Genomic DNA, 22,342 nt, shown 5'->3' with positions numbered 1-22,342 from the left:
ACTTATCTTTTTTGCCATTGTGAAGTTCGGTTACGAAGTGCTTTCGTTCCCCATTCATATACAACTCTCACTACAATATTTGTAACAACAATAAGTACACTCATTGCAGCTGCTGGCGCTACATTTCCTGCATCATCCATATTTACGATTGATACGGCAGCTAGTTTAAAATCAGCTGCATATAGGAACACAACTGCCGATACAGTTACCATTGAATTTACGAAGTAGTACATTACCATTTCTAAAATTGCTGGTAAACACATTGGTACTGTTACTCGGAAGAATGTTTTATAAAACGGAATACCCATCGACTGCGAAACAAGCTCAAACTCTCGGTCTAATTTCTTTAAGGCAGTCGTTGCCGTGACAAATGTTACAGAATAAAAATGAATGATATTTACTAGTACTAATACAGCGATTGTTCCGTATAAAGAATGAAACGGATTCGTTACTGATAGTCCAAGAATTTGAATCGTTGGTTGACTAAAGAAAAAGACATATCCTAATCCGAGTACTAAACCTGGTATCGCTAACGGCACTATAGAGAAAAAGTAACCTGTTTTTCTAAAAAATTGTAGCTGGTCTATTTTCTCAATTGCATATGCGAATACAAATGTTAAGATCGCCCCAATAACTGCTGTAACTGCTGAAACAATTACGCTATTTTTAAATGCTTCAAGTCCATCTCCTGTTAAACTGGAAAAATTAAAATGCTCAAATGTAAAACTCATATTATATGGCCATACTTTCACACTTGCAGCAATACCAACTGCAACAAATAATAGAATGATCATAAGGGTAATCACACTACAATATATGAATGAGATTACATCTCTTTTCTTATTAGCTATTATTCTGTATGGTACTGCTTTTGAAGATAAGAAATTCGCCTGCTTTCTTTGCGTAATACGATCAACTACAAATGCGAATATAGCTGGGATTAATAAAATCATTCCGACAGTTGCACCCATCGGCATATTTTGCTGTCCAATTACTTGTTTGTATACGTCAGTAGCAAGCACATTATATTGCCCACCAACAATTTTTGGTGCCCCAAAATCAGTAAAACTAAGTGTAAACACAACAAACATTGCACTAATTAATCCGTACTTTACACTAGGTAAAGTAACCGTGAAAAATTGCTTTGTTTTACTGGCTCCTAACATATTAGAAGCTTCATATAAACGATAATCAGATCCTTGAAAGGCAATTAGCAATATGAGAAAGGCTTGCGGAAATGTATACATAACTTCAGCTATTACAATTCCTATTGGTCCATATAAAGGGATTTGTATACCTTCAAATAAACCAAACATTCCTTTCGTTACTAGCCCTTGATTACCAAATAAATATGTAAGTGCTATACCGTGCATCATCGTTGGTGCAAACAATGGTAATAACGCTACATACTGAAATACGCGCTTTCCAAAAACATTCGTACGGGCAATTGCATATGCGTAAACGAATGCGATTGCAACTGAAATCATTGTTGTTGCGCCCGAAATCCATACTGTATTTTGTAAAGACTGAACTAAAGTTGGTGTTGTGAAATATTTACTGAAATTCGCTAAACCAATGAAAACTCCATCTTTATTATAAAAAGCTTGTGTAAATAGTTGTAATAGCGGTAATACAAGTATGATAAGGAAGGAAAGAATCATACCGATAATTACGAGCCTTTGGATCCATTCCTCTTTCCCTATACTTCTCTTAATCTTTTTTTTCGTACTTTCTACCTTATAGTTTTCTAACATCTCCATCTATACAATGACCTTCTTTCCATATGACAACATATGATTTTCTGAGAAAGAGATTTGAATCGGCTTTCCTTTTCTAATAGCCGTTGCTTCTACTTCTGATGCTAATATATCCACTACAATTTTCTCATTATAAAGGTGTGTGTTTTCTTCTACGACTCGCACTTCCGTCCGATATACAGATCCGCGAAATTCCATACTTTCCACAACTGTTTTAATACCGTCCTTTTGTACAATTGTTACATGTTCAGGACGAATTGCATGTTCTTCGTTATTTTTCGAAAAGAAATTAATAGAACCAATAAAATCTGCCACAAACGGATTGGCTGGTCTTTGATAAATCTCCTCTGGTGTTCCAATCTGCATAATTTCCGCATGATTCATTACAACAATTTTATCAGCCATCGTTAATGCCTCTTCTTGATCATGCGTTACCATAATCGTCGTTATTCCTATTTTCTCTTGCAAATCACGCATTTCCCTACGTAATTTTTCACGCACTTTTGCATCTAAAGCTGATAACGGCTCATCGAGTAACAAAATATCTGGAGACAGAGCGAGCGCACGTGCAAGTGCTACTCGCTGCTGTTGTCCACCAGACATTTGAGCAGGATATTTATCTTTTACATTCAGCAAATCTACAAGTTTTAACGCATCTAGCGCTTTCTCTTTCACTTCTGCTTTCCCATATTTTTTTGTCTTTAAGCCGTATTCAATATTTTCAAGTGCTGTTAAATTCGGAAATAAAGCATACGATTGGAAAACCATTCCGAAGTTTCTCTTTCCAGGAGGCAATGCTGTAATATCTTTTCCATTCACAGCTATACTGCCAGTCGTTGGTTCCTCTAGTCCCGCTAAAATGCGAAGCAACGTCGTTTTCCCACAGCCACTCGGGCCTAATAAACAAACAAACTCATTTTTGTTCACAGTAAAAGAAATATCTTTTAACGCTGTAAATGCATCAAACTGTTTTTGAATGTGTTGAATTGATAAATATTCGCTCATTTTTCTCTCTCCCACTCACTTACTTTTTCGGTTCTGCTTTTTGGCCAAACTCTTTTTCCCATTTTTCTAAGATTTTGTCACGATTTTCTGCTGCCCATTTAAAGTCATTCTTTTTATATAATTTTTCAGTAACATCTTTCGGGAATCCCTCTGGAAGTTTATAATCATTTTTAATTGTCGCAAATCCATTTTTCTCAAAGTATAACTTCATTACATCATCAGTAATTGCCCAATCTAAAAATGCTTGTGCTAATTTATCATTTTTCGCATTATCTTTCTTAATAAGTGCGTTCGCTTCTACTTCCCACCCTAATCCTTCTTTCGGCAGTACAACTTCAACTGGTGCACCTTTTTGTTTCTCTTTTAAAGCACTATAAACCATTGATACACCGACTGGATATTCACCTGCTCCTGCTAATTTCGCTGGTTTTGATCCTGAATGCGTATAACTTGCCATATTATCATGAAGTTTCTTCATGTAATCCCAGCCTTTATCTTCACCCATGATTTGTAGCCATGCAGAAACTGTTAAAAATCCTGTTCCAGATGATGCTGGATGTGGCATAACAAGTGTTCCTTTATACTCTGGTTTCGTTAAATCTTCATATGATTCTGGCATCGGTAAATTTTTCTTCTTTAACTCTTCTTTATTTACAGCAATCCCCGTCATAAATGCAGTATTTCCTACCCATTTTTCAGGTTGCTTATCATCTTTAAATTGTGGAAGAACACGATCTGCTCCTTTTGGAGAGTATCCTTTTAACATATCTTTTTTATCTAAAGCTAATAGACTTGATGCCGCAGTTCCCCATACAACATCTGCTTGTGTATTTTTCCCTTCAGCTAGCAATTTCGCAGTAATAACTCCTGTTGAATCACGTACAATGTTCAATTTCACATCAGGATATTTCTTTTTAAAGGAATCAAGATAAATTGGTACAAGCTCTTCTTCAATTGCTGTGTAAACAGTTAATGATCCAGATAATTTGTCATCTTTCACTTTCGCTCCAGCACTTTCTTCCTTCTTTGCACCACACCCCATTAATAACGAAAATACCATTCCAGTCGCTACAGCTTTAAAGATTGTTTTTTTCACTGTTTCTCTCTCCTTTTACAAATCTTATGTACAACTCAAATATAAACAACTAGTGTAAAAGCAGTATTAAACCAACATTAATCTTTTGTTTGTTGTTTGTTTTTGTGTAATACGTTGCTACTTCTATGTTTTTTCGCATTTTTCTGCTAATAGAAAACACTAAATTTACAAATAATTAAAAAAAACCTTTATAATCCCACAAAAAAATGAGGCGTTTGTAAAAAACGCCTCATTTTTGTTTCCCTTTTTTTGAATTACGATTAGCATACTTTGCGCTATTTTCTCCTTCATACTCTAATGCAAATTCTGCATCTGGTAAGCTTTCTTTCGGAGTTTTATTATTATTGATTGCCGCATTTTGTTTCACTTTTCTTTTTACCAATACATTCACCTGCTCTCAAGAAATCACTTTCTACTCTAGTTTGAAACAACTTAAAATAATTATTACTGGCAAGTGTTAACAAGTACATAAGGGGCGTTAGATGGAAATACTACATATGAAGAAATCATTATAAAAAGGAGCGATAATTTTGAAGAAAAAAGAAAAGATTCAATCACCAATTTTAGACGAAACGCTCCCGCATCAAATGAATTTTCCATCTTTTAAAGGAACAGGAAAAACGATGCAACAACCTTTTGTGAATCAATATAATGTTGTAATTGGAGACAGTAAATATAATTCCGAGAACAGTCCGCTTAACAATTGGAGTGATGAAGTAGATCCTGCCATTATGGCTGGCGATGAGTGGATCCATCCGACAAATGATATTGGGTGGATTTCAGAAGAAAATCAAGAGTTACTAAAAAACGAAGTGGATAATAAAAATGAAGCTTTTATGCATCCACAATTTGGTATTAACGACTAAAAAACCATTCTACCTAACGTAGGTAGAATGGTTTCATACTATCCAATAATAATCCGCTCTTTCGGGTATTTATAGCGAGGTGGTTGTTCCCTTCCACCACTAGCTAAAATAAATGTTAAAATACCAACGCGTCCGATAAACATAAGCACAATGAGTACAAGTTTCCCAACAGTTGTTAAATCAGGCGTAACACCTGTTGATAGTCCCGTCGTTCCGAAAGCAGAACAAACTTCAACAATTAAGCTCATAAGCGGTACATTTTCCGTAATAGATAAAATGAATAGCGCAGTAGCACATAACAAAATCCCCATCGTCATAACGACAGATGCTTTTAGTACATCCTCTTCATGTAGCTGACGTTTGAAGACTCTAACTGTTCTACCGCCCCTTGCAAAGGTGTATAGTGACAATATACTAACAGCAAATGTAGTTGTACGTATTCCGCCCCCAACCGAACTTGGAGATGCCCCTATAAACATTAATATACTCATAAATAAAAGCGTCGGTTGTGACAATTCACGTATATCCATCGTAGCAAGTCCACCACTTCGCGTCGTCACAGATTGGAATAATGTATAAAATACCGTTTCATGCCATGACTTTCCTACTAAAAAGTGATTTCTCTCCAGTAAAAAAATCATAATTGTACCAACAACAACGAGTGCAAAAAATGTTGTTGTCGTCAATTTTGTAAATAATGAAAAACGAAATAATTGTTGTCCTCTTTTACTAAGGAATTGCTTCACTTCCATTAGCACAGGGAAACCAATCGCCCCTAAAATAATTAGTAACATATGAATCATTTGAACAATATAATCTTTTTTATACGGAATTAACGATTGTCCTGTTAAATCAAATCCACCGTTCGTAGTCGCACTAACTGCTGCAAAGAAACCGTGAAAATAAGCTTCTTGCCAAGTCGGAAAGTAAAGTAAAAATCTTGTACCTAATAGGATTGCTCCAATAAGTTCTATCGAAATAATTACAATTAAAATAGAACGCATCAATTCTACAAGACCCGATAAATTTCCTTGATTATGGTCTGCCATAATTAATCTTCTTCTTTGCAAACCAATCTTTTTCCCCGTAATGATCCAAACAAATGTACCAAGCGCCATAATTCCTAAGCCGCCTAATTGTAAAATAAGGGCTAAAACAATAATTCCTGCTGTAGTAAACGTATCTGAAATCGTAATAACAGACAGCCCCGTAACACTTACCGCACTAACCGATGTAAAAAGGGCATCTATAAATGTCCATTTCACACCAGGTTTCGTAACAAACGGTAAACTAAGCAAGATTACCGATACAACTACTGCTAATAAATAAAATAAAACAATGAGTTGTACTGGACGTAATTTTTGTAAAAACTTTTTTATATCTCTCATTCCATCACTTCGCTACCTTTTTTCTATCGATTAAATAAAGAAAAATCTTCCCTTTCTTTATTTGTAAATAACTGTTCAAATAATTTGGCAAAGACCATTCCATATACAGTTCCATTACCTCCATACGGCAATGCGTAAAACAAATTATGTATCTTTTCGTCTTCTTTTAAAATGGGGAGACCATCATGAGTACCACCAAATGCGGCTGCCCAATAGTAGTCTGCCTGTATATTTTTATACTGCGGGAACATCTCTTTTACAATATTAATAAGGATATCACGCTTATGCAATAATTTCGTATCACCGATTGTTTGAATTTGCATCGCTTCATCTAATCCGCCTACAATAATGCGGTTTCGATACGTTCGAAAATATAAGTAAGGCCGTTCCGTTTCCCAAATTAACGATCGCTCATGCCAGCCTTCAAACTGATCTATTTCATTTGTTACAATTGCATAAGAAGTTTCTACTGTTGTATTTTTTTCTTTCTTTCCAAAAAGCGCTTCATAACCTGTCGCCATAATAATATTCTTTGCTACAATTTGATTTCCTGTTTTCGTGTAACAAATTAAATCATTTTGGCGTTTTTTTATATGTATTGCCTCTGTATGTTCATATATATTAGCTCCTATTTGGTTTGCTTTATGCAAAAAACTATGCGCTAATAAATACGGATTCACCTCAGCATCACCTTGCGTATATAACGCTGCTTGTTTTGCAAAAGAATAACGTTTCTTAATATCAGCTTCTGTAAAATATTCAACTGGAAATCCATAATTCTGTAACGTATTATATTCCTCTTGTAAAAATGAGACATCCTCACTTTTACTTGCATAATATAAACTATTTCGCGGAATAAAATGGGGATCAATATCAAGAGTCGGTATAACCTCTTCCATTGTTCTTAGCGCTTCATAACAAAGCTTATATGCTCGTACCCCTTTTTCTTTACCAAATGTATGGATAAGGGAGGTTAACGATTTATCATGAAGGAATTGTAGTAAACCTGTATTAGCAGCTGTGCTACCACACCCAATTGCTCTTTTTTCAATAAGCGTAACACTCATGCCAATTTTCGCTAACGAATGCGCTATATGAGCACCAGCTTCGCCGCTTCCGACTACGAGCACATCACATATCATATCATTTTCTAACAGTGGATAACAAGGTACAGAAACTCCTGTATTCCAAAACAACTTACCATTCATAAGTTTCATAATTATACTCCTAAAATATAAGTTTCTCCTTTCTATGTTTTGTTATTTTCCATAAAAAAATCCAACTAACATAGGCTAGTTGGATTTTTTATTTTTAATTAGAACGCTCTTCAAGCCAATTTCCAATCGTCGGATATGTTTGTTTTACAGCTGTTCCACCGTAAACGATAGACATATGCCCTGTCGGTAAACATACATATTGTTTATCTGTGCTAGAAATATGGTCTAGTAATGCTTCTACTTGACATGGCAAAGCAATATGATCACGTTTCCCGGAAATATTTAAGACATTCGCCTTAATATTTGCAAGGTCTACCTTTTGTCCGCGAATAACGAGTTCACCCTTAACCAGTTTATTATTTTGATAAAAATCACGAATCCACTGTCTGTATGATTCACCTGGGAACGGAATACCATCACCAACCCACTTTTGAACCAATCTCCAGCTTTCGACGAAGCGCTCATTCTCTGAACGATCTACTAAAGCAACATATGGACCGACAAAGTTCGTAATTGGTTTTAACATTTTGTTTCCGAAATCAATCATTTCTGGCGGAATATTTCCAAATGTATCAACCGCTTTATCTAAATTGAAGTATTTCTCATCTAACAAAGGACCATACAATCCTGTTTCAGAGAAATCAAAAGGACTTGTCATGAAAATTAAATTACGAATTGGCATGTGCGGATGAAGTGCTGCATAAATAGAAGTTAGCGTTCCACCCATGCAATAACCAAGTAAAGAAATCTCGTCCGATTTTGCAGTTCGCATTACTTTTTTTACTGCTTTTGCAATATAATCAAACACGAAATCATCAAATTTCAAATGACTATCTTCTAAACCAAATGTGCCCCAATCAAGCATATACACATCAAAACCACGATCCACTAGATATTCCACTAAACTATTTCCAGGAGTTAAATCCATAATATATGGTTTATTGATAAGAGCATATATTAACAGAATTGGAACTCTTTGTGTTTTTTCTTGTTTTGGAATGTAGCGATAAAGCTTCGTCTTATTCTTCGTCCAAATAACCTCTTTCGGCGTTAATCCTACTTGCGGCTCTGGTTCACGTAATAAAATTTCACTCGCCCTTTTCACTCGGCGGTATGCTTTTCGGTACTCTTCTGGGTATAGCTCTAATTGCTTTTCCCATTCTGTTGCGAATGTAGTCATTTTTTTATCTCCTTTTTGGTCGATTTCCTTCTTAAAAAAAGAAGTGCATTCCTGCTATGGATATGCACTTTTTTCTTACTTCATTACATATATAATCCGCCGTTAATGTTTAATTGCTGACCTGTGATATACGCACCGTCACGGCATAGGTATACTACACCTTTTGCAATTTCATCAGCTTGACCAAAACGTTTTTTCGGGATTTTTGCAACGATTTTTTGACGTACTTCTTCTGGCACTTCTGCTACCATTTCAGTATCAATAAATCCTGGGCAAATTGCATTTACAGTGACATTTGTTTTTGCAAGTTCTAACGCTAATGATTTTGTAAATCCTAACATACCCGCTTTTGCTGCTGAGTAGTTTGTTTGGCCAAATCCACCTGCTTGACCAATAATAGAAGAAATGCTAATAATTCTTCCTTCTTCCGCTTCCGTTATGTATGGAAGAACCGCGCTTGTCGTATTAAATACGCTACTTAAATTCACGTCAATTACGCGCTCCCAATCTTCACGATTTAACTTTTTGAATGTACGATCTCTTGTAATACCAGCATTATTAACAAGAATATCAACTTTACCAAAATGATTCACAGCTTCTTCTACAAGTCGGTTTGCATCTTCTACTTTAGAAACATCCGCTTGCACTGCATAAACGTCATGTCCGTCTTTTCCTAGTTCATTTACTAAGTTTTCAGCTGCTTCTTTACTGCTATTATAGTTAATAACAACTTTAGCGCCCTCTTGTGCTAACGCTACTGTAATTGCTTTTCCAATCCCTTTTGCTCCACCTGTTACGATTGCTACTTTTCCATTTAATTGAACCATTTCTTTTCCCCCTTAAATGAATTTGTGAACGATTGTTATGAATCATTTTGGTACTCATACTGTAGAGTCCCTATATAATTATGTTTCGCCGTTTACATGTGAAAAGAGATTCTCCCTCTCTCTTTTGCCTGTTATAAACAAGCGCTTTTATCATTTTTTATTTTCCGGCTTATTCGCAGGCTTTATCTCTTCTTTTACAGGTACTTGTAGTTTAGCTAGTACTGCATTTTGCTTTTCTAGCAATTCTAAAATTTGATCTACTTTTGTTTCAAGCGTACGAATATCTTGTTTCACTTTTGTCACATCACGCTTTAATGTAGGAGCTTGTCCTAAAGAATCTACTTTCTCCTCTAGAAACTCCTCAATGTTATCTACTTTATTTTCTAAGTTAATAACAAGCGTAGCCACTCTTGCGATATCCTCTTTCGTCGGCACATTTACTTGTTCTAAATAGTTTTTTGTCGTATCATTTAATGCTTTTTGATAAAACAAATTCAAATCTAGAACGCTGCCCATCCAAGCAGAATATTCTTCTGTTTTAATTGTTTCATTGAGCGCTTTTCCCCAAAATGTTTCGGTTTGTTCATAAGCATTTTTCCATGCTTGTAGTGGATCGAATTTTTGATCAATCACTTTACCTACACTCCCTTTTTCTTTTTTGAAACAATTCAACCTATTCACTATTTTCTAATATTCTGAATAAAACTTCAAGTCTATATTTTATTTTTTTCTATTTTCTAACAAATATGTTGACTTTAAAAACAGATAGGTGTAAATTGCACTTATAAGCAAAAAATTCCATCTAACTGATTCATGAGGTGATGCACAATCATGCTACAAAATGAACCAGAACAACGCGAAAGTTTGGAGAACAACCAAGCGAAACAACCAAACTCCATGCCAAAAAACTTCTTAGTTCCCTTCTTACTTCTCTGTCTAAAAGACTGGAGTCTTCATGGTTACAAACTTATTCAAATGCTAATGGATATCGGCTTTTCTTCTGTTGACCAAGGTAATGTTTATAGAACACTACGCAAATTAGAAAAAGAAAACCTTATTTCTTCTACTTGGGATACAAGCGATGGAGGGCCGGCAAAAAGAATTTATTCTTTAACTGAATATGGAGAGCAATATTTAACAACATGTGCGACTTCTTTTGAACATTATCAAAATATGTTGCGGACGTTTTTCACGTTATACACCAATGCATTCTTTCCATTTTCTACTTCTCCAGAAAAGGATGAAAAGGATTCTTCATCTTCACCTGGTGGTACAGCAGAGTAATCTGCGTTCACAATATGTAAAAAAACATTTGGGGGTCAAACAATGGAAACTAAACCATACGAATTAGTCGATGCATTTTGGAAAAACTGGTCTCAATCACTTTCCCTTTTTTCTTCAGCTGGGAAACAATTAGAGCAACTTACTTTAGAAACATTAAAACAACAACAAGACGCTTTGCATAAATTAACATCAGGAGTAGATGAACTAGAAAAAGAACTACAACAAATCACTGCTCAGTTCAATAACCAATATACAGATTACGTGAAACAATTAACTGGTAACTCCTTAAATGATCAAATTAACGAGTGGCAAGACAAGTGGAAAGAACTTTCTGCTCATATGCAGCAGCTGACTGTTTCTCCTACAAAAACATCTTTGTCAATTCTTACACAAACAAGCGGTCAATTTGAAGAAACAACAAAACAATTTATTGAGCAACAACAATTACAACGTGAAGAGGCTCAAAAACAGTTAGAGGGTTTTTTGGAAGAGTTCAAGTCAAAACAGTTGGAACTCGCAAAAAAGTTCGAGGAAAACTCAAAAAATCTATTTACTTCCATCAAGTAAGAAAAATGTGGGAGCTAACTGCAGCACAAACAAAACTCTTTCTTCCTCCTACTACATCAAGATGGCTAACATTTTTCGATATGGAAAAGAAGGAGGACAAAATGAATCCATTTCAAGAAGCACAAACTGTTCCGGAGCTTCGTTATGATGAGATTCAAGTCGGTGATCAAGCATCCCTTACAAAAACAATTACAGATGAAGATGTTATCAATTTTGCAAAATTGACTGGAGATGTGAATCCTATTCACATTTTAGATTCTTTTGCAAAAACGACAATGTTTAAAGAACGTATTGCTCACGGTATGCTCGTTTCGAGTTTTATTTCTACCATCCTTGGAACGAAACTCCCAGGCAAAAATACGATTTATTTATCCCAAAATGTTTCATTCCGTGCCCCTGTCAAAATCGGTGATACACTTCGCGTTGTGGCAGAGGTTATTAAGAAGCGTGACGATAAAAAAATCATTACGCTGCAAACAAACATATATAATCAATCAGATGATATTGTCGTGGAAGGAACAGCGACAATACTAAAAAAAGAGTAGCAAAGTTGCTACTCTTTTTTTCTATCCAAGAACTTCTAATCGCACCGATTACTTCCGCGTATGAGTATGTCATTTCCACATAAAATAACGTTACCAGTTTAGATAAGAACTTAGCTGAACTGGACTACTCATAAGGATGTGTATCAACATGGTAAAAACAAACAAATTATTAGTTCCAGGTGCAGAACAAGCGCTTGAACAATTTAAATATGAAATTGCACAAGAATTTGGTGTAAGCTTAGGTTCTAATACAGCATCTCGTTCTAACGGTTCAGTTGGCGGTGAAGTAACAAAACGTCTTGTTGCTTTAGCTCAACAACAATTACGTGGATAATTATATAACATATGGCTTAGAGGCAGATATTATCTGCCTCTTTCTATTTTCAACATACATAATAGTGCTTTTTCACATACTAATCAAAGCAAAACGAAAGGAGCAATATGTGACATGAAACGGATTAATATTAGCATGAGCCCTCCCCGCGTTCTTACTTTATCTTTTATTGTATTATCAGTTGTCGGCACATGCTTATTAAAACTGCCAATTGCTACGACAACGTCCATTTCATGGCTCGATGCCTTATTTACAACCGTTTCCGCTTGTACTGTTACTGGGCTTGGTGTTGTGGATACTGGAAAAGTGTTTACTTTATTTGGACAATGTGTCATTTTAACGCTTATACAAGTTGGCGGGCTTGGCATTATGAGCTTTGCGGTCTTAATTGCTATTATGCTCGGAAGAAAAATCGGTCTTCAAAACCGTATTTTATTACAACAAGCATTAAATCAAACGAATATCGGCGGCGTTATCCGTCTTGCCAAAGCATTATTTTTATTCTCTTTTACAGTCGAATGTATCGCTACTTTAATTCTTTCTTTTGAATGGGTACCCAAATATGGGGTTGCCAAAGGGATCTATTATAGTTTTTTCCATTCAATCTCAGCCTTTAACAATGCTGGTTTTTCTGTGTGGAGCGATAATTTAATGTCCCATTCTCATAGCATTCTTGTCAATTTCGTCATTTCCTCTCTCATCATTTTAGGTGGAATTGGTTTTACAGTAATTGTAGACATAAAAAGAAAGAAAAACTTTAAAAACCTTACACTACATTCAAAACTTATGCTCACTTCTACTCTAATCGTCAACATTATTGCTACCCTTTTTATTTTTATATTCGAGTTCCATAACTCCCTTTCTATGAGAGGTTTTACCCCATTTGAAGAAGGAATGGCCTCTTATTTTCAAGCAATTTCAACACGAACTGCCGGGTTTAATACTGTTGATATTTCTACATTGTCAAAACCTTCCCTCCTATTAATGATGCTCCTTATGTTTATTGGTGCTGGTAGTGCTTCAACGGGTGGTGGGATTAAGTTAACAACATTTTTAATCATATTTTTTGGCGTATTTAAATTTTTACAAGAACAAGAGGATATTGTCGTATTTAAAAAATCCATTAAAGATACTCTCATTGTCAAATCATTAACCATTACTATTATTTCCATTTCATTTATCTTTTTTGCTATTTTAATTTTGAGTATTACTGAGCGAGTTCCTCTATTGATGAGTGCTTTCGAAGTATTTTCAGCATTCGGGACTGTTGGCCTCAGTATGAACTTAACACCCCACTTAACTATAATCGGAAAAGCTATTATTATCTTTATGATGTTTTTTGGGAAAATGGGGCCTTTAACATTGGCTTTTTCATTTGCTCGTAAAAAGAACCGGAAAATAAAATATCCTAATGAAGATATTTTAACAGGTTGACAACCGTATCAATTATCCATATAATGAGAATACAATAACATATCTCCAAAGGGGAGTAGCGTCCAAGAATATTTCTTGGAAACAAAGTCGTCATTACGTAGAACTTAGTTCTTCCGGCTTTGTTGGCATTTTTATTACATATGTCTAGCAAGACCTTTGCCTATTAACGGCAGAGGTCTTTTTTGTATTCATTTCCAAATTCTTCCAAAGTTAATAGGCAGGAGTATGGGGAAACTAAATAGTGGGGAAATTCTTCACTTATTTAGAACTTATAGAGATGAGAGGAGAATGTACATGGATGTATCATTATTATTGGAGTATGGTTGGGTATTACTCATCCTAATTGCACTTGAAGGGATTTTAGCGGCTGATAACGCTCTTGTTCTTGCAATTATGGTAAAACATTTACCAGAAGAAAAACGAAAGAAAGCACTATTTTACGGATTAGCGGGGGCATTTGTTTTCCGATTTGGATCGTTATTTATGATTTCGTTCTTAGTCGATGTATGGCAAGTGCAAGCAATCGGTGCCATCTACCTTATGTTTATCGCTGGTAATCACTTATTTAAAACATATGTTAAAAAGAATACAGATGAAGAAACAGAAGAAAAAGAAGCAAAGAAAAAACAAGAGAACTTCTGGTGGACTGTATTTAAAGTTGAAGTTGCTGATATCGCCTTCGCAGTTGATTCAATTTTAGCTGCGGTTGCACTAGCAATGACTTTACCAAAAACAGGATTAGGTACAATTGGTAGTCTAGATACTGGGCAATTCGTTGTTATCTTTGTAGGTGGACTTATCGGATTAATCATTATGCGATTTGCAGCAACTGCATTCGTGCAAATCTTAAAACGTAAACCAGGACTTGAAACTGCAGCATTCTTAATTGTAGGTTGGGTTGGTGTGAAGCTAGCAGTTTATACATTAGCACACCCTGCATTAAATGTAATTCCACATTCATTCCCAGAATCCACTCCGTGGAAGCTTACATTCTGGATTGTATTAGTCGGAATCGCAGTTGGTGGTTGGTTCTTCTCAAAAGAAGTAGAAGTAAAAGTAGAAAAGAATTTAGACGAAAAAGCGCTGTAATTACAGCGCTTTTTCTTTTTCCTTTCTTCCTCTCAATGTCCAGAAAAAATTCCATTATACTACCTTTTGTAAACGTTTTCTTAACGTATGTATGTCCTTTTTGTGAAACATTGCACAAACTTATTGAAAGTGAGAACAATTCCATGTACTTTATTCATATAAGGAGTATTTATAGAAGATTTACTAAAGGAGCGTATTACTCATGCTAGAACAAGGACTAGATTATGTTGTCAAACTGGCTAAAAGCAAAAAGAAAATGCTAGATACAAACCCAATGCAATATTTTATTCGTGCTGCACTTGCGGGTATTTATATCGGTTTTATTATTGTACTATGTTTTAAATTAGGTAACTTTTTTCACATTGCAGATTCACCAGCAACTTATTTAGCTGCTTCTATGTTTTTCGGGATTGCTCTCGTACTTATTATATATGGCGGTGCTGAATTGTTTACTGGAAACACAATGTACTTTACTGTAGCAACTTTAAGAAAAGAAACAACGATTTCTGATACACTTCGTAACTGGGTTGCTTGTTATGCAGGTAACTTAGCCGGCGCGTTATTCTTTGCCTTACTATTTTACGCAACTGGAATTTTTGAAGCAATTGATCACGGTCACCTAATGAATAAAGTCGTTGAAGGAAAGATGAACACACCTACAATGCAGTTATTCTTTAAAGCCATTTTATGTAACTGGCTCGTATGTCTTGCTTGCTTCTTACCATCTCAGGTTAAAGGCGACACGGCAAAAATAATGGTCATGATGCTACTTGTTTTCACATTCTTCTTATCTGGTTACGAACATAGTATTGCAAACTTGTCACTCTTTGCTTTATCTTTAGTTTCACCACATCCTGAGACAATTTCTTTTTCAGGTGCTATTCATAACTTAATTCCTGTTACAATCGGTAACATTATTGGCGGATCAGTATTTGTCGGTATGGTATACCACTACTTAACAAAAAAAACACCTGAAGTTCAACAGGAAGAAACTGAAATCGCAGCAGCTCAACAAGAAGAGATTATTCCTTTACAAGCACATATGAAACATTAAAAACTCCAAAGTTTTACTTTGGAGTTTTTAGCTTCCCACGTATTTAACAACAAGGTGAGGATTAATTTCTCCTTCTTCCTTTCCCTTATCCATTCTCTGTTTCATCTTGTGCATACCGATGACATCATTCGTATGAAGGTGAATTTCATTTACATATAACCCCTCTGTACAAAAAGCTTCTACAAAATCCAGTCCATTTTTTGCTCCCCACCCCATATTAAAATCAAGGGAAAGAATATTCACATCATAATCCCGAACCATTTGCAAAGCACATTCTACTGTAGTTGCGGGCACATACCCGAACGGGCAACTTCTTTGATCATCCATATATACGTTCATTTTCTATTCCCTCTCTAATTTGAATATGCGGCCAATACATAACATATTGCCCCAAGACTAATAAAAGGACCAAATGGAATTGGTTTTCGTACTTCTATACGTTTTAATACGATACCCACCCCAAAGAAACAAAGACTGAAACAAGATGCTAAAAATAAAATGATAAAAACGCCTTTCACTCCTACTATAAACCCAAGTAACGAAAGTAGTTTTATATCACCTCCGCCAAGCCCTTCTGGATATATCTTTTGCATGCAATATAACAAAATGAATATAACACCACTACCAACTATACTATCTGTCCAAGTAACTAATTGTACAAAAACACTTTCAAGAATGAGTAAAATGGCAAACGAAATTAAAATACAATCAGGAATTAACATATATAAGTAATCTGTAACTGAAATAATAAGAAGTAGCGAAAAAAGGGATAAAATGATAATAAGCTCTCGTTCTATTCCAATCATATACACGGTAAGAAGAAATATACTTCCTGTTATACATTCAAATGCTACATACATAATTGGAATTTTCCTCTTACAATTCGTACAACAGCCTCTTTGTATATAAAATGAAATGATGGGGATTAGTTCTTTTGGCCTTAGCACATATTTGCAATAATAACAATGTGAACGCGGGGTAATAATAGACGCACCTAATGGAACCCTCATCGCAACTAGCATAAAAAAAGAACCAAACACCATCCCTGCTAACAGTGCATATAAATAAGTGAACATCCCTTCCTCTCCTTTCCCAAAAAACATAGCAAAAAAAGGAGAGAACTTCTACTTCATATTATCCTTTATTCTACTAAAAAGCAGGCCATTTTCTGGCCTGCTTTCCCCTCTTTTATACGATGAAATATACTGCTTTTAATGGTCCATGTACTCCGACAACAAGATTCATCTCAATGTCAGCCGAGTTACTTGGCCCTGTAATAAAGTTAATACAAGATGCCGCTGTCTCCCCATTTTCTACGCGTAAGTTCATATCCTGAACTGCTTGTGTAATACGAGGCACAAGTGTTTCACGTGGAATAATAGCAAAATATACAGTCGGTAAAAAGTGTAAAGAACGTCCTTGCCCTTTATGACTTTGTACAACAATTGTACCAGATTCAGCTAATGTATAATCACTAAATGCAATACCAATATTCGCTTTTTCAGCTAAACGCATATTTTCGTCTTTTCTCTCTGGATCCCATACGTTTACTTCAACGTCTCGCTTTGGAAGTTCTTCTTTAAATAAAGATGTTAAACCATATGCATCAAAACGCTCATCTGCTGATAATAAAATAGGTCCACCGTCGTTTTCCATGATTACTTTTTGAAGGTCTTCACCTAATCGGTCATTTGTCGTTTCTACTACAGTTGTATGAATGTTTGTACATTGCTTTTTAAACACTTCTAGTAATTCTTCTTGTGAACAATCTTTTAACGTTTCTATATTCACATTACTTTTCCATACTGGTCGCTCTACACCTTCTGTTTTACGCGCGCGCCCAAGTTCTTTTGCAATGTTATCTAGAAAGGCATCACGGTTTTGAATTAATCCTGTCATTATTTATCCCCGCCTTTCTTATGATCTTTATACCAATCACGGAATCGCTCTTTACTTGGAGCTGGGAATTCCCGAATATCCGTCCAGTTTTTAAGTGGTCCAACACCTTTTGATACACGATTACCAGATGTAAATGGACTCATTGCCGCTGGTGCCATTTTTGACCCCATTTTATATAAAGCAGCTGAAGAAGCACCCATACTAAACATTTTCATCGCTAGTTTTTCTGCAAGTGGTGCACGACCTTCTTGCTCAACAATAACTTGACGATGTTTTAATAATAAATCATGCAATGGAATTTTTACTGGACAAGCTTCTGTACATGCTCCGCATAAACTAGATGCATAAGGAAGCTCTTTGTAATCATCATATCCACCTAGAAGCGGTGTTAATACCGCACCGATTGGTCCTGAGTAAATCGATCCATATGAATGTCCACCAACGTGACGATATACAGGACATACATTAACACAAGCAGCGCAACGAATACATTGTAATACTGAACGGAATTCAGATCCCAGAATTTGAGAGCGACCATTATCAACAACAACTAAATGGAATTCTTCAGGTCCATCAACTTCCTCTTCTTGAATTGGTCCTGCTACCGTTACATAACTTGTTAATTTTTGACCTACTGCACTACGACATAGTAAACCAACTAAAACATCTAATTCTTCCATTGTCGGAACCATACGTTCCATACCCATTACCGCAATTTGTGTTTTCGGAATTGACATAACAAGATCTGCATTACCTTCATTCGTTACTAGACAAAGAGAGCCAGTATTTGCAACAGCAAAATTACAACCAGTTACACCAATTTCTGCATCCATAAATTTCTCACGAAGTTGTTTACGAACAAACTTTGTCATTTCATACGGGTCATCAGAATTTTCATAGCCTAGCTTTTCTTTAAATACATCGCGAATTTGCGTTCTATTTTTATGAAGTGCAGGTGCAATAATATGTGAAGGTGGATCGTTATCTACTTGCAAGATATACTCTCCTAAGTCACTCTCTAACACTTCACAGCCAATCTCTTCAAGCGCATGATTCATACTGATTTCTTCTGTTACCATCGACTTTGATTTTACTACTTTTTTCGCTTGTTTCTTTTTGGCAACGTCTTGAATATACTTTGCTGCTTCCTCTTTCGTCTTCGCAAAGTACACGTGTCCGCCTCTTTTTGATACATTTTCACTTAACTGCATTAAATAATAATCAAGATTTTCTAACGTATGTTGACGAATTTGTTCACCTAGTTCTCGCCACTCTTCCCAGTTTCCTAATTCATCTGCGGCTTTTAAGCGATTCGTATATAAACGCGTTTGTGCAGAAGAAACTGCTCCGCGCATAAACGAATCTTGAATTCCATCACCAACGCGATCATTAAATTTTTTCTCACTGATTTTCATAGACATAGCTTATGTTCCCCCTTCATGAGCGACTATTCAGTACCTCAGCAATATGCATTACTTTTACTTCTTTTCCTAAACGCTCAATACGTCCGCCAATGTTTAACAAACACCCACAATCTGCACCGATTAAATAATCTGCACCTGTTTCCATTACACTATCTACTTTTTCGTCTACCATTTGCTCAGAAATTGGAGTCATCTTAACTGAAAACGTTCCCCCAAACCCGCAACAATTTTGCACGTTTGGTAAATCTCTCACAGTTAATCCTTTTACATTTGATAATAAAATTCCTGGTGCTTCTTTTATTCCGAGCATACGTGTCATATGACATGATTTATGAATAGTAGCTATCCCTGGTAAACTTGCACCAACATCTGTAACTTTTAAAACATCTACAATAAACTGTGTAAATTCATAGGTTTTATCAGCAACTTTTTGTGCACGTTTAGCCCACTTTGGATCATCTTTGAAAACATGCGGATACTCATGAAACATTGTCGCACACGAACCAGATGGCGTAACGATATATTCTGCATCTTCGAAAGTTTCAATCATATGTTTCATCGCTTCTTTTGCTGCTTCTACATGGCCACTATTATAAGCAGGCTGGCCACAACAAACTTGTGCTTCTGGAAATTCAATTTCACAACCTAAACGCTCCAACACTTCAACTGTTGCTTTGCCGACATTTGTTTCGAACATATCGACTAAACAAGTAACAAATAAAGTAACTTTCATAACTATTACTCCCCCTTTTTACAACTTCGCCAACAAACATATGGTCATCAGATGACTGAGTAGAGAAGAAATAGGCTCAACCATGGCCTATCCTCTCCCTCTTCTAAAGAAAACGCTTACTTAATCTTTCTCTATTTTATCAGAAAATTAAATTTTTAAAAGATTAAATTACGAATTTATATCGTTTTTACCTGTGACAATATGTTCTACATTTGTTAAATGATCTAGCATTGCTTGCTGCGCTAATTCTACATCTTGTTTTAACACCGCATCATATATAACTTGATGCTCTTCTATAAGTCGTTCTGATGTCGTTTGTTCACCATATAAAATAATGCGTCTTGATTCACCAATCGTTTCAGCAATCATCTCTGAAACATGATTCATGAGTTCAAGCAAAATGTTATTATGCGAAGACTCTGCAATTCCCATATGGAATTGAAAATCGGCTTTTTCGCCAGCCTTTTCATCTCCAATGCTCTTTGCCATTTCATCTAACCAATGTTTCATATTTTGTAAATTATCTTCCGTACGTTTTGCCGCCGCTACTCGAACTGCCCCCACTTCAAGCACCTTTCGTACTTCTAATAAATTCAAAATATCTTCTTTCTTCATTAATAATCTATTGTTTAATGATTTCGTTAATGAAGAAGAATCGAAGTTCTTCACATATGTACCTTCTCCTTGTTTCATCTCAATTAAGCCCATCGCTCTTAGCGCACTTAGCGCTTCACGAACAGCAGATCTACCAACTTGAAACTGCTCAGCTAATTGATGCACAGGGAGTAGTTTGTCACCAGGTTTTAACGTACCATTTTTAATCATTGTTAAAATAGCTTCAGATACTTCTTCGTAAATTTTTTTCGGTTTAATAGATTTGTACTCCAGTTAAATCACCTCAGTATCTTCCAAACAACAATTGAAACGATTTATAAGAACTTTGCATCATAACTATTTTAGACCGAATTGATAAGAAGTACAAATGTTTTGTTCATAAAATAGTCAAATTTTCGATATTTATTACATATTAATTTATATTTTTACGTATAAAGTGAAACTTTAATCAGTAGGGGTTTTGTTCATCCCCCACTGATTATTAGCCCTCACCAATCGGGCTTTTACGGACAGCAGGGCCTCCACCTAACTTCTTTGCTTCCGTTGAATTTTGAGGTGAGGGTCTTACTGTCCGGCAAATAGCGGGATAAATATTTTCTTCAATATAAAGAACATGTCCTAAAAATTAGAACATGCCCCCCTCATCCTGTACATTCAGTTTAATAATAACCGTTGTTCCCTTATCTTTTTCACTTTCAATTTTCCACTGTCCACCATGTATATGAACAATTTGTTTCACAATAGCAAGGCCTAAACCTGTTCCACCGTGTTGACGACTTCTCGCTTTATCAACTCGGTAAAAGCGTTCCCCAAGATTCTCCAAATGCTCTATATCAATGCCAATTCCTGTATCTTTTATTTTCAATTCACAGTAATCATCGATTTGCTCTAAAGTTATAACGATATTTCCGTTTTGATTTGTATACCGTATCGCATTATCTAACACATTATGAAGCACTTGTTGCATACGATCCTCATCAATCATGACAATGATCTCTGGATTTAAATTGGTTGAAATATGAAGTTCCTTTTCTATAAACTTAATCTCATACGTATCTAATACGTCTTCAATCAGCTGTGAAAAAACGATAGGTTGCTTCTTTAACGGAAAGTGCTCACCTTCTAATTGTGCTAAGTCTAACAAGTCATGAACGAGACGCTGCATACGACCTGCTTCTTTATGAATTAGCTGCGTTACTTTTTCCTGCTGCGGTCCCTTGGCAACGCCATCTAAAATAGCCTCGCTATACCCTTTTATATAACTAAGTGGTGTTCTAAGTTCATGCGAAACATTTGCTAAAAATTCCTTACGCTTTACATCTTCTGTTTCTAATGAATTGGCCATTTTATTAAATGCTTTTCCTAGTCGTCCAATCTCATCCTCTGAAGAAACTGTAATCCGCTCCGAGAAATCTCCCGTAGCCAAATGATTTGCAACCCGTTCCATTTGCGAAAGTGGCTTCGTAATTGCAATTATAATTTTTCTTCCAACCCATATAGTAATTAAAATCATAGCAATTGCTAACGGTGCTAAAATAAGACCCATATCATAGATTAAATCTTTTATACTTTTTAAAGGAATATGCGAATAGACAATTCCGACTAATTTTTTATTTTCCAATACAGGGATGACAACCCCCATAATATTACGGTCAAAATGTTCTTCATATCCTATTTTTGTCACAGTTTTCCCATCTAATAGCGTTTGCCTATCTCCTTCACTTATAAGGGAATGATGATGCACATCAAAAGGTAAACATGCACTTAAATCACGCGGATTAGACACGAAAATAACGTCTGAACTAGATATTTGATCAAACGATCTTACTTTCTCTTCAAAAGTTGATATTCCTTCGTGCTTATCATATTGAGCAGCAAGATTTTTTCCTTCCATTACTAATGAACCTTTTAAATTATCAACGTATAGTTTTTCATATGAGTATAAAGATACGAAATAAAGAAAGGACACTGTTACACATACTGCACATACTACTGTAAGCCAAAGTTTTTGTACCATTGTAAACATAC

At 35.6% G+C, this 22,342-nt stretch carries 24 protein-coding genes and 1 riboswitch; of the genes, 8 read left to right on the top strand and 16 right to left on the bottom strand.

Features of this window, described 5'->3' with window-relative positions:
* Positions 1–2 precede the first annotated feature (2 nt).
* The 4 genes from ATL10_RS00700 to ATL10_RS31020 all read right to left on the bottom strand — a co-directional run bounded on the left by ATL10_RS00700 (position 3) and on the right by ATL10_RS31020 (position 4,240).
* Positions 3–1,760: a putative 2-aminoethylphosphonate ABC transporter permease subunit gene (locus ATL10_RS00700; RefSeq protein WP_000425531.1), complete on the bottom strand. Its 1,758-nt coding sequence runs from the start codon at positions 1,758–1,760 to the stop codon at positions 3–5.
* The gene (locus ATL10_RS00695) at positions 1,761–2,762 is read right to left on the bottom strand and encodes a putative 2-aminoethylphosphonate ABC transporter ATP-binding protein (protein WP_000006196.1); all 1,002 of its coding nucleotides are present in this window, start codon (positions 2,760–2,762) and stop codon (positions 1,761–1,763) included.
* A gap of 19 nt (positions 2,763–2,781) precedes the next feature.
* On the bottom strand, positions 2,782–3,858 hold the full coding sequence (locus ATL10_RS00690; RefSeq protein WP_000750893.1) for a putative 2-aminoethylphosphonate ABC transporter substrate-binding protein: 1,077 nt from the start codon (positions 3,856–3,858) through the stop codon (positions 2,782–2,784).
* A gap of 229 nt (positions 3,859–4,087) precedes the next feature.
* Positions 4,088–4,240, bottom strand: coding sequence for a hypothetical protein (locus tag ATL10_RS31020; RefSeq protein ID WP_000240799.1), 153 nt, complete (start codon positions 4,238–4,240; stop codon positions 4,088–4,090).
* A gap of 148 nt (positions 4,241–4,388) precedes the next feature.
* Here ATL10_RS31020 and ATL10_RS00675 point away from each other — a divergent pair, with 148 nt between their 5' ends.
* Positions 4,389–4,724, top strand: coding sequence for a DUF3905 domain-containing protein (locus tag ATL10_RS00675; protein ID WP_000726028.1), 336 nt, complete (start codon positions 4,389–4,391; stop codon positions 4,722–4,724).
* Positions 4,725–4,762: 38 nt separating this feature from the next.
* On the opposite strand, the gene ATL10_RS00670 is transcribed toward ATL10_RS00675, so the two are convergent.
* From ATL10_RS00670 to phaR, 5 genes are all read right to left on the bottom strand, one after another.
* Entirely contained in the window at positions 4,763–6,112 is a 1,350-nt protein-coding gene (locus tag ATL10_RS00670) for a TrkH family potassium uptake protein (RefSeq protein ID WP_001204706.1), read from the bottom strand.
* 23 nt (positions 6,113–6,135) lie between these two features.
* A complete protein-coding gene (locus ATL10_RS00665) occupies positions 6,136–7,329 on the bottom strand; it encodes an NAD(P)/FAD-dependent oxidoreductase (protein ID WP_000772526.1) in 1,194 nt (397 codons plus the stop codon).
* A gap of 94 nt (positions 7,330–7,423) precedes the next feature.
* Positions 7,424–8,509, bottom strand: coding sequence for a class III poly(R)-hydroxyalkanoic acid synthase subunit PhaC (gene phaC / locus ATL10_RS00660; protein WP_000206336.1), 1,086 nt, complete (start codon positions 8,507–8,509; stop codon positions 7,424–7,426).
* 83 nt (positions 8,510–8,592) lie between these two features.
* Positions 8,593–9,336 (bottom strand): acetoacetyl-CoA reductase, encoded by a 744-nt coding sequence (locus ATL10_RS00655; RefSeq protein ID WP_000250407.1) that lies wholly within the window; start codon positions 9,334–9,336, stop codon positions 8,593–8,595.
* Between the two features lie 150 nt (positions 9,337–9,486).
* Positions 9,487–9,969 (bottom strand): polyhydroxyalkanoic acid synthase subunit PhaR, encoded by a 483-nt coding sequence (phaR, locus tag ATL10_RS00650; protein ID WP_000566941.1) that lies wholly within the window; start codon positions 9,967–9,969, stop codon positions 9,487–9,489.
* A 198-nt stretch (positions 9,970–10,167) separates the two neighbouring features.
* On the opposite strand from phaR, the gene phaQ reads away from it, so the two are divergent.
* The 7 genes from phaQ to ATL10_RS00615 all read left to right on the top strand — a co-directional run bounded on the left by phaQ (position 10,168) and on the right by ATL10_RS00615 (position 15,643).
* On the top strand, positions 10,168–10,620 hold the full coding sequence (phaQ, locus tag ATL10_RS00645) for a poly-beta-hydroxybutyrate-responsive repressor (RefSeq protein WP_000939954.1): 453 nt from the start codon (positions 10,168–10,170) through the stop codon (positions 10,618–10,620).
* 42 nt (positions 10,621–10,662) lie between these two features.
* The gene (gene phaP / locus ATL10_RS00640; RefSeq protein WP_000448592.1) at positions 10,663–11,187 is read left to right on the top strand and encodes a polyhydroxyalkanoic acid inclusion protein PhaP; all 525 of its coding nucleotides are present in this window, start codon (positions 10,663–10,665) and stop codon (positions 11,185–11,187) included.
* Positions 11,188–11,288: 101 nt separating this feature from the next.
* Positions 11,289–11,732, top strand: coding sequence for a MaoC family dehydratase (locus ATL10_RS00635; protein ID WP_001067916.1), 444 nt, complete (start codon positions 11,289–11,291; stop codon positions 11,730–11,732).
* Between the two features lie 148 nt (positions 11,733–11,880).
* Positions 11,881–12,066, top strand: coding sequence for an alpha/beta-type small acid-soluble spore protein (locus ATL10_RS00630; protein WP_000241212.1), 186 nt, complete (start codon positions 11,881–11,883; stop codon positions 12,064–12,066).
* A 114-nt stretch (positions 12,067–12,180) separates the two neighbouring features.
* Positions 12,181–13,500, top strand: coding sequence for a TrkH family potassium uptake protein (locus tag ATL10_RS00625; protein WP_000822356.1), 1,320 nt, complete (start codon positions 12,181–12,183; stop codon positions 13,498–13,500).
* A gap of 38 nt (positions 13,501–13,538) precedes the next feature.
* A riboswitch (yybP-ykoY riboswitch) is annotated at positions 13,539–13,704 on the top strand.
* 90 nt (positions 13,705–13,794) lie between these two features.
* Complete coding sequence (locus ATL10_RS00620; RefSeq protein WP_000383326.1) at positions 13,795–14,589, top strand: TerC family protein; 795 nt, start codon at positions 13,795–13,797, stop codon at positions 14,587–14,589.
* Positions 14,590–14,791: 202 nt separating this feature from the next.
* Positions 14,792–15,643, top strand: a complete 852-nt coding sequence (locus ATL10_RS00615) for a formate/nitrite transporter family protein (RefSeq protein ID WP_000893034.1) — start codon at positions 14,792–14,794, stop codon at positions 15,641–15,643.
* A gap of 27 nt (positions 15,644–15,670) precedes the next feature.
* Here the strand turns inward: ATL10_RS00615 and ATL10_RS00610 are convergent, their stop codons facing one another.
* The 7 genes from ATL10_RS00610 to ATL10_RS00580 form a co-directional block, all read right to left on the bottom strand.
* Entirely contained in the window at positions 15,671–15,982 is a 312-nt protein-coding gene (locus tag ATL10_RS00610; protein WP_001103762.1) for a cyclic-phosphate processing receiver domain-containing protein, read from the bottom strand.
* Between the two features lie 14 nt (positions 15,983–15,996).
* Positions 15,997–16,719, bottom strand: a complete 723-nt coding sequence (locus ATL10_RS00605; RefSeq protein ID WP_090975878.1) for a prepilin peptidase — start codon at positions 16,717–16,719, stop codon at positions 15,997–15,999.
* A 112-nt stretch (positions 16,720–16,831) separates the two neighbouring features.
* Complete coding sequence (locus ATL10_RS00600; RefSeq protein WP_098566881.1) at positions 16,832–17,542, bottom strand: LutC/YkgG family protein; 711 nt, start codon at positions 17,540–17,542, stop codon at positions 16,832–16,834.
* A complete protein-coding gene (locus ATL10_RS00595) occupies positions 17,542–18,963 on the bottom strand; it encodes a LutB/LldF family L-lactate oxidation iron-sulfur protein (protein ID WP_000061930.1) in 1,422 nt (473 codons plus the stop codon). The genes ATL10_RS00600 and ATL10_RS00595 overlap by 1 nt, the downstream gene beginning before the upstream one ends.
* 16 nt (positions 18,964–18,979) lie before the next feature.
* On the bottom strand, positions 18,980–19,699 hold the full coding sequence (locus tag ATL10_RS00590; protein ID WP_000869147.1) for a (Fe-S)-binding protein: 720 nt from the start codon (positions 19,697–19,699) through the stop codon (positions 18,980–18,982).
* 168 nt (positions 19,700–19,867) lie between these two features.
* The gene (locus ATL10_RS00585) at positions 19,868–20,557 is read right to left on the bottom strand and encodes a FadR/GntR family transcriptional regulator (RefSeq protein ID WP_254904515.1); all 690 of its coding nucleotides are present in this window, start codon (positions 20,555–20,557) and stop codon (positions 19,868–19,870) included.
* 382 nt (positions 20,558–20,939) lie between these two features.
* Positions 20,940–22,340 carry a sensor histidine kinase gene (locus ATL10_RS00580; protein WP_110496238.1) on the bottom strand — a complete coding sequence of 467 codons (1,401 nt, stop codon included), beginning with the start codon at positions 22,338–22,340 and terminating at the stop codon, positions 20,940–20,942.
* Positions 22,341–22,342: the final 2 nt, after the last annotated feature.

Source organism: Bacillus sp. 196mf, assembly GCF_003217275.1.
Taxonomy (GTDB): domain Bacteria; phylum Bacillota; class Bacilli; order Bacillales; family Bacillaceae_G; genus Bacillus_A; species Bacillus_A thuringiensis_S.
This window is presented reverse-complemented; position numbering and strand designations above follow the sequence as displayed.

Bases quoted from the DNA above. Each gene is read 5' to 3' on its own strand.
- ATL10_RS00695 (WP_000006196.1), bottom strand. From the start codon at position 2,762: ATGAGCGAATATTTATCAATTCAACACATTCAAAAACAGTTTGATGCA.
- ATL10_RS00665 (WP_000772526.1), bottom strand. From the start codon at position 7,329: ATGAAACTTATGAATGGTAAGTTGTTTTGGAATACAGGAGTTTCTGTA.
- ATL10_RS00615 (WP_000893034.1), top strand. From the start codon at position 14,792: ATGCTAGAACAAGGACTAGATTATGTTGTCAAACTGGCTAAAAGCAAA.
- ATL10_RS00590 (WP_000869147.1), bottom strand. From the start codon at position 19,699: ATGAAAGTTACTTTATTTGTTACTTGTTTAGTCGATATGTTCGAAACA.
- ATL10_RS00600 (WP_098566881.1), bottom strand. From the start codon at position 17,542: ATGACAGGATTAATTCAAAACCGTGATGCCTTTCTAGATAACATTGCA.
- ATL10_RS00595 (WP_000061930.1), bottom strand. From the start codon at position 18,963: ATGTCTATGAAAATCAGTGAGAAAAAATTTAATGATCGCGTTGGTGAT.
- ATL10_RS00605 (WP_090975878.1), bottom strand. From the start codon at position 16,719: ATGTTCACTTATTTATATGCACTGTTAGCAGGGATGGTGTTTGGTTCT.
- ATL10_RS00630 (WP_000241212.1), top strand. From the start codon at position 11,881: ATGGTAAAAACAAACAAATTATTAGTTCCAGGTGCAGAACAAGCGCTT.
- ATL10_RS00700 (WP_000425531.1), bottom strand. From the start codon at position 1,760: ATGGAGATGTTAGAAAACTATAAGGTAGAAAGTACGAAAAAAAAGATT.
- phaQ (WP_000939954.1), top strand. From the start codon at position 10,168: ATGCTACAAAATGAACCAGAACAACGCGAAAGTTTGGAGAACAACCAA.
- phaC (WP_000206336.1), bottom strand. From the start codon at position 8,509: ATGACTACATTCGCAACAGAATGGGAAAAGCAATTAGAGCTATACCCA.
- ATL10_RS00625 (WP_000822356.1), top strand. From the start codon at position 12,181: ATGAAACGGATTAATATTAGCATGAGCCCTCCCCGCGTTCTTACTTTA.
- ATL10_RS00580 (WP_110496238.1), bottom strand. From the start codon at position 22,340: ATGTTTACAATGGTACAAAAACTTTGGCTTACAGTAGTATGTGCAGTA.
- ATL10_RS00610 (WP_001103762.1), bottom strand. From the start codon at position 15,982: ATGAACGTATATATGGATGATCAAAGAAGTTGCCCGTTCGGGTATGTG.
- ATL10_RS00635 (WP_001067916.1), top strand. From the start codon at position 11,289: ATGAATCCATTTCAAGAAGCACAAACTGTTCCGGAGCTTCGTTATGAT.
- phaP (WP_000448592.1), top strand. From the start codon at position 10,663: ATGGAAACTAAACCATACGAATTAGTCGATGCATTTTGGAAAAACTGG.
- ATL10_RS00620 (WP_000383326.1), top strand. From the start codon at position 13,795: ATGGATGTATCATTATTATTGGAGTATGGTTGGGTATTACTCATCCTA.
- ATL10_RS00655 (WP_000250407.1), bottom strand. From the start codon at position 9,336: ATGGTTCAATTAAATGGAAAAGTAGCAATCGTAACAGGTGGAGCAAAA.
- ATL10_RS00670 (WP_001204706.1), bottom strand. From the start codon at position 6,112: ATGAGAGATATAAAAAAGTTTTTACAAAAATTACGTCCAGTACAACTC.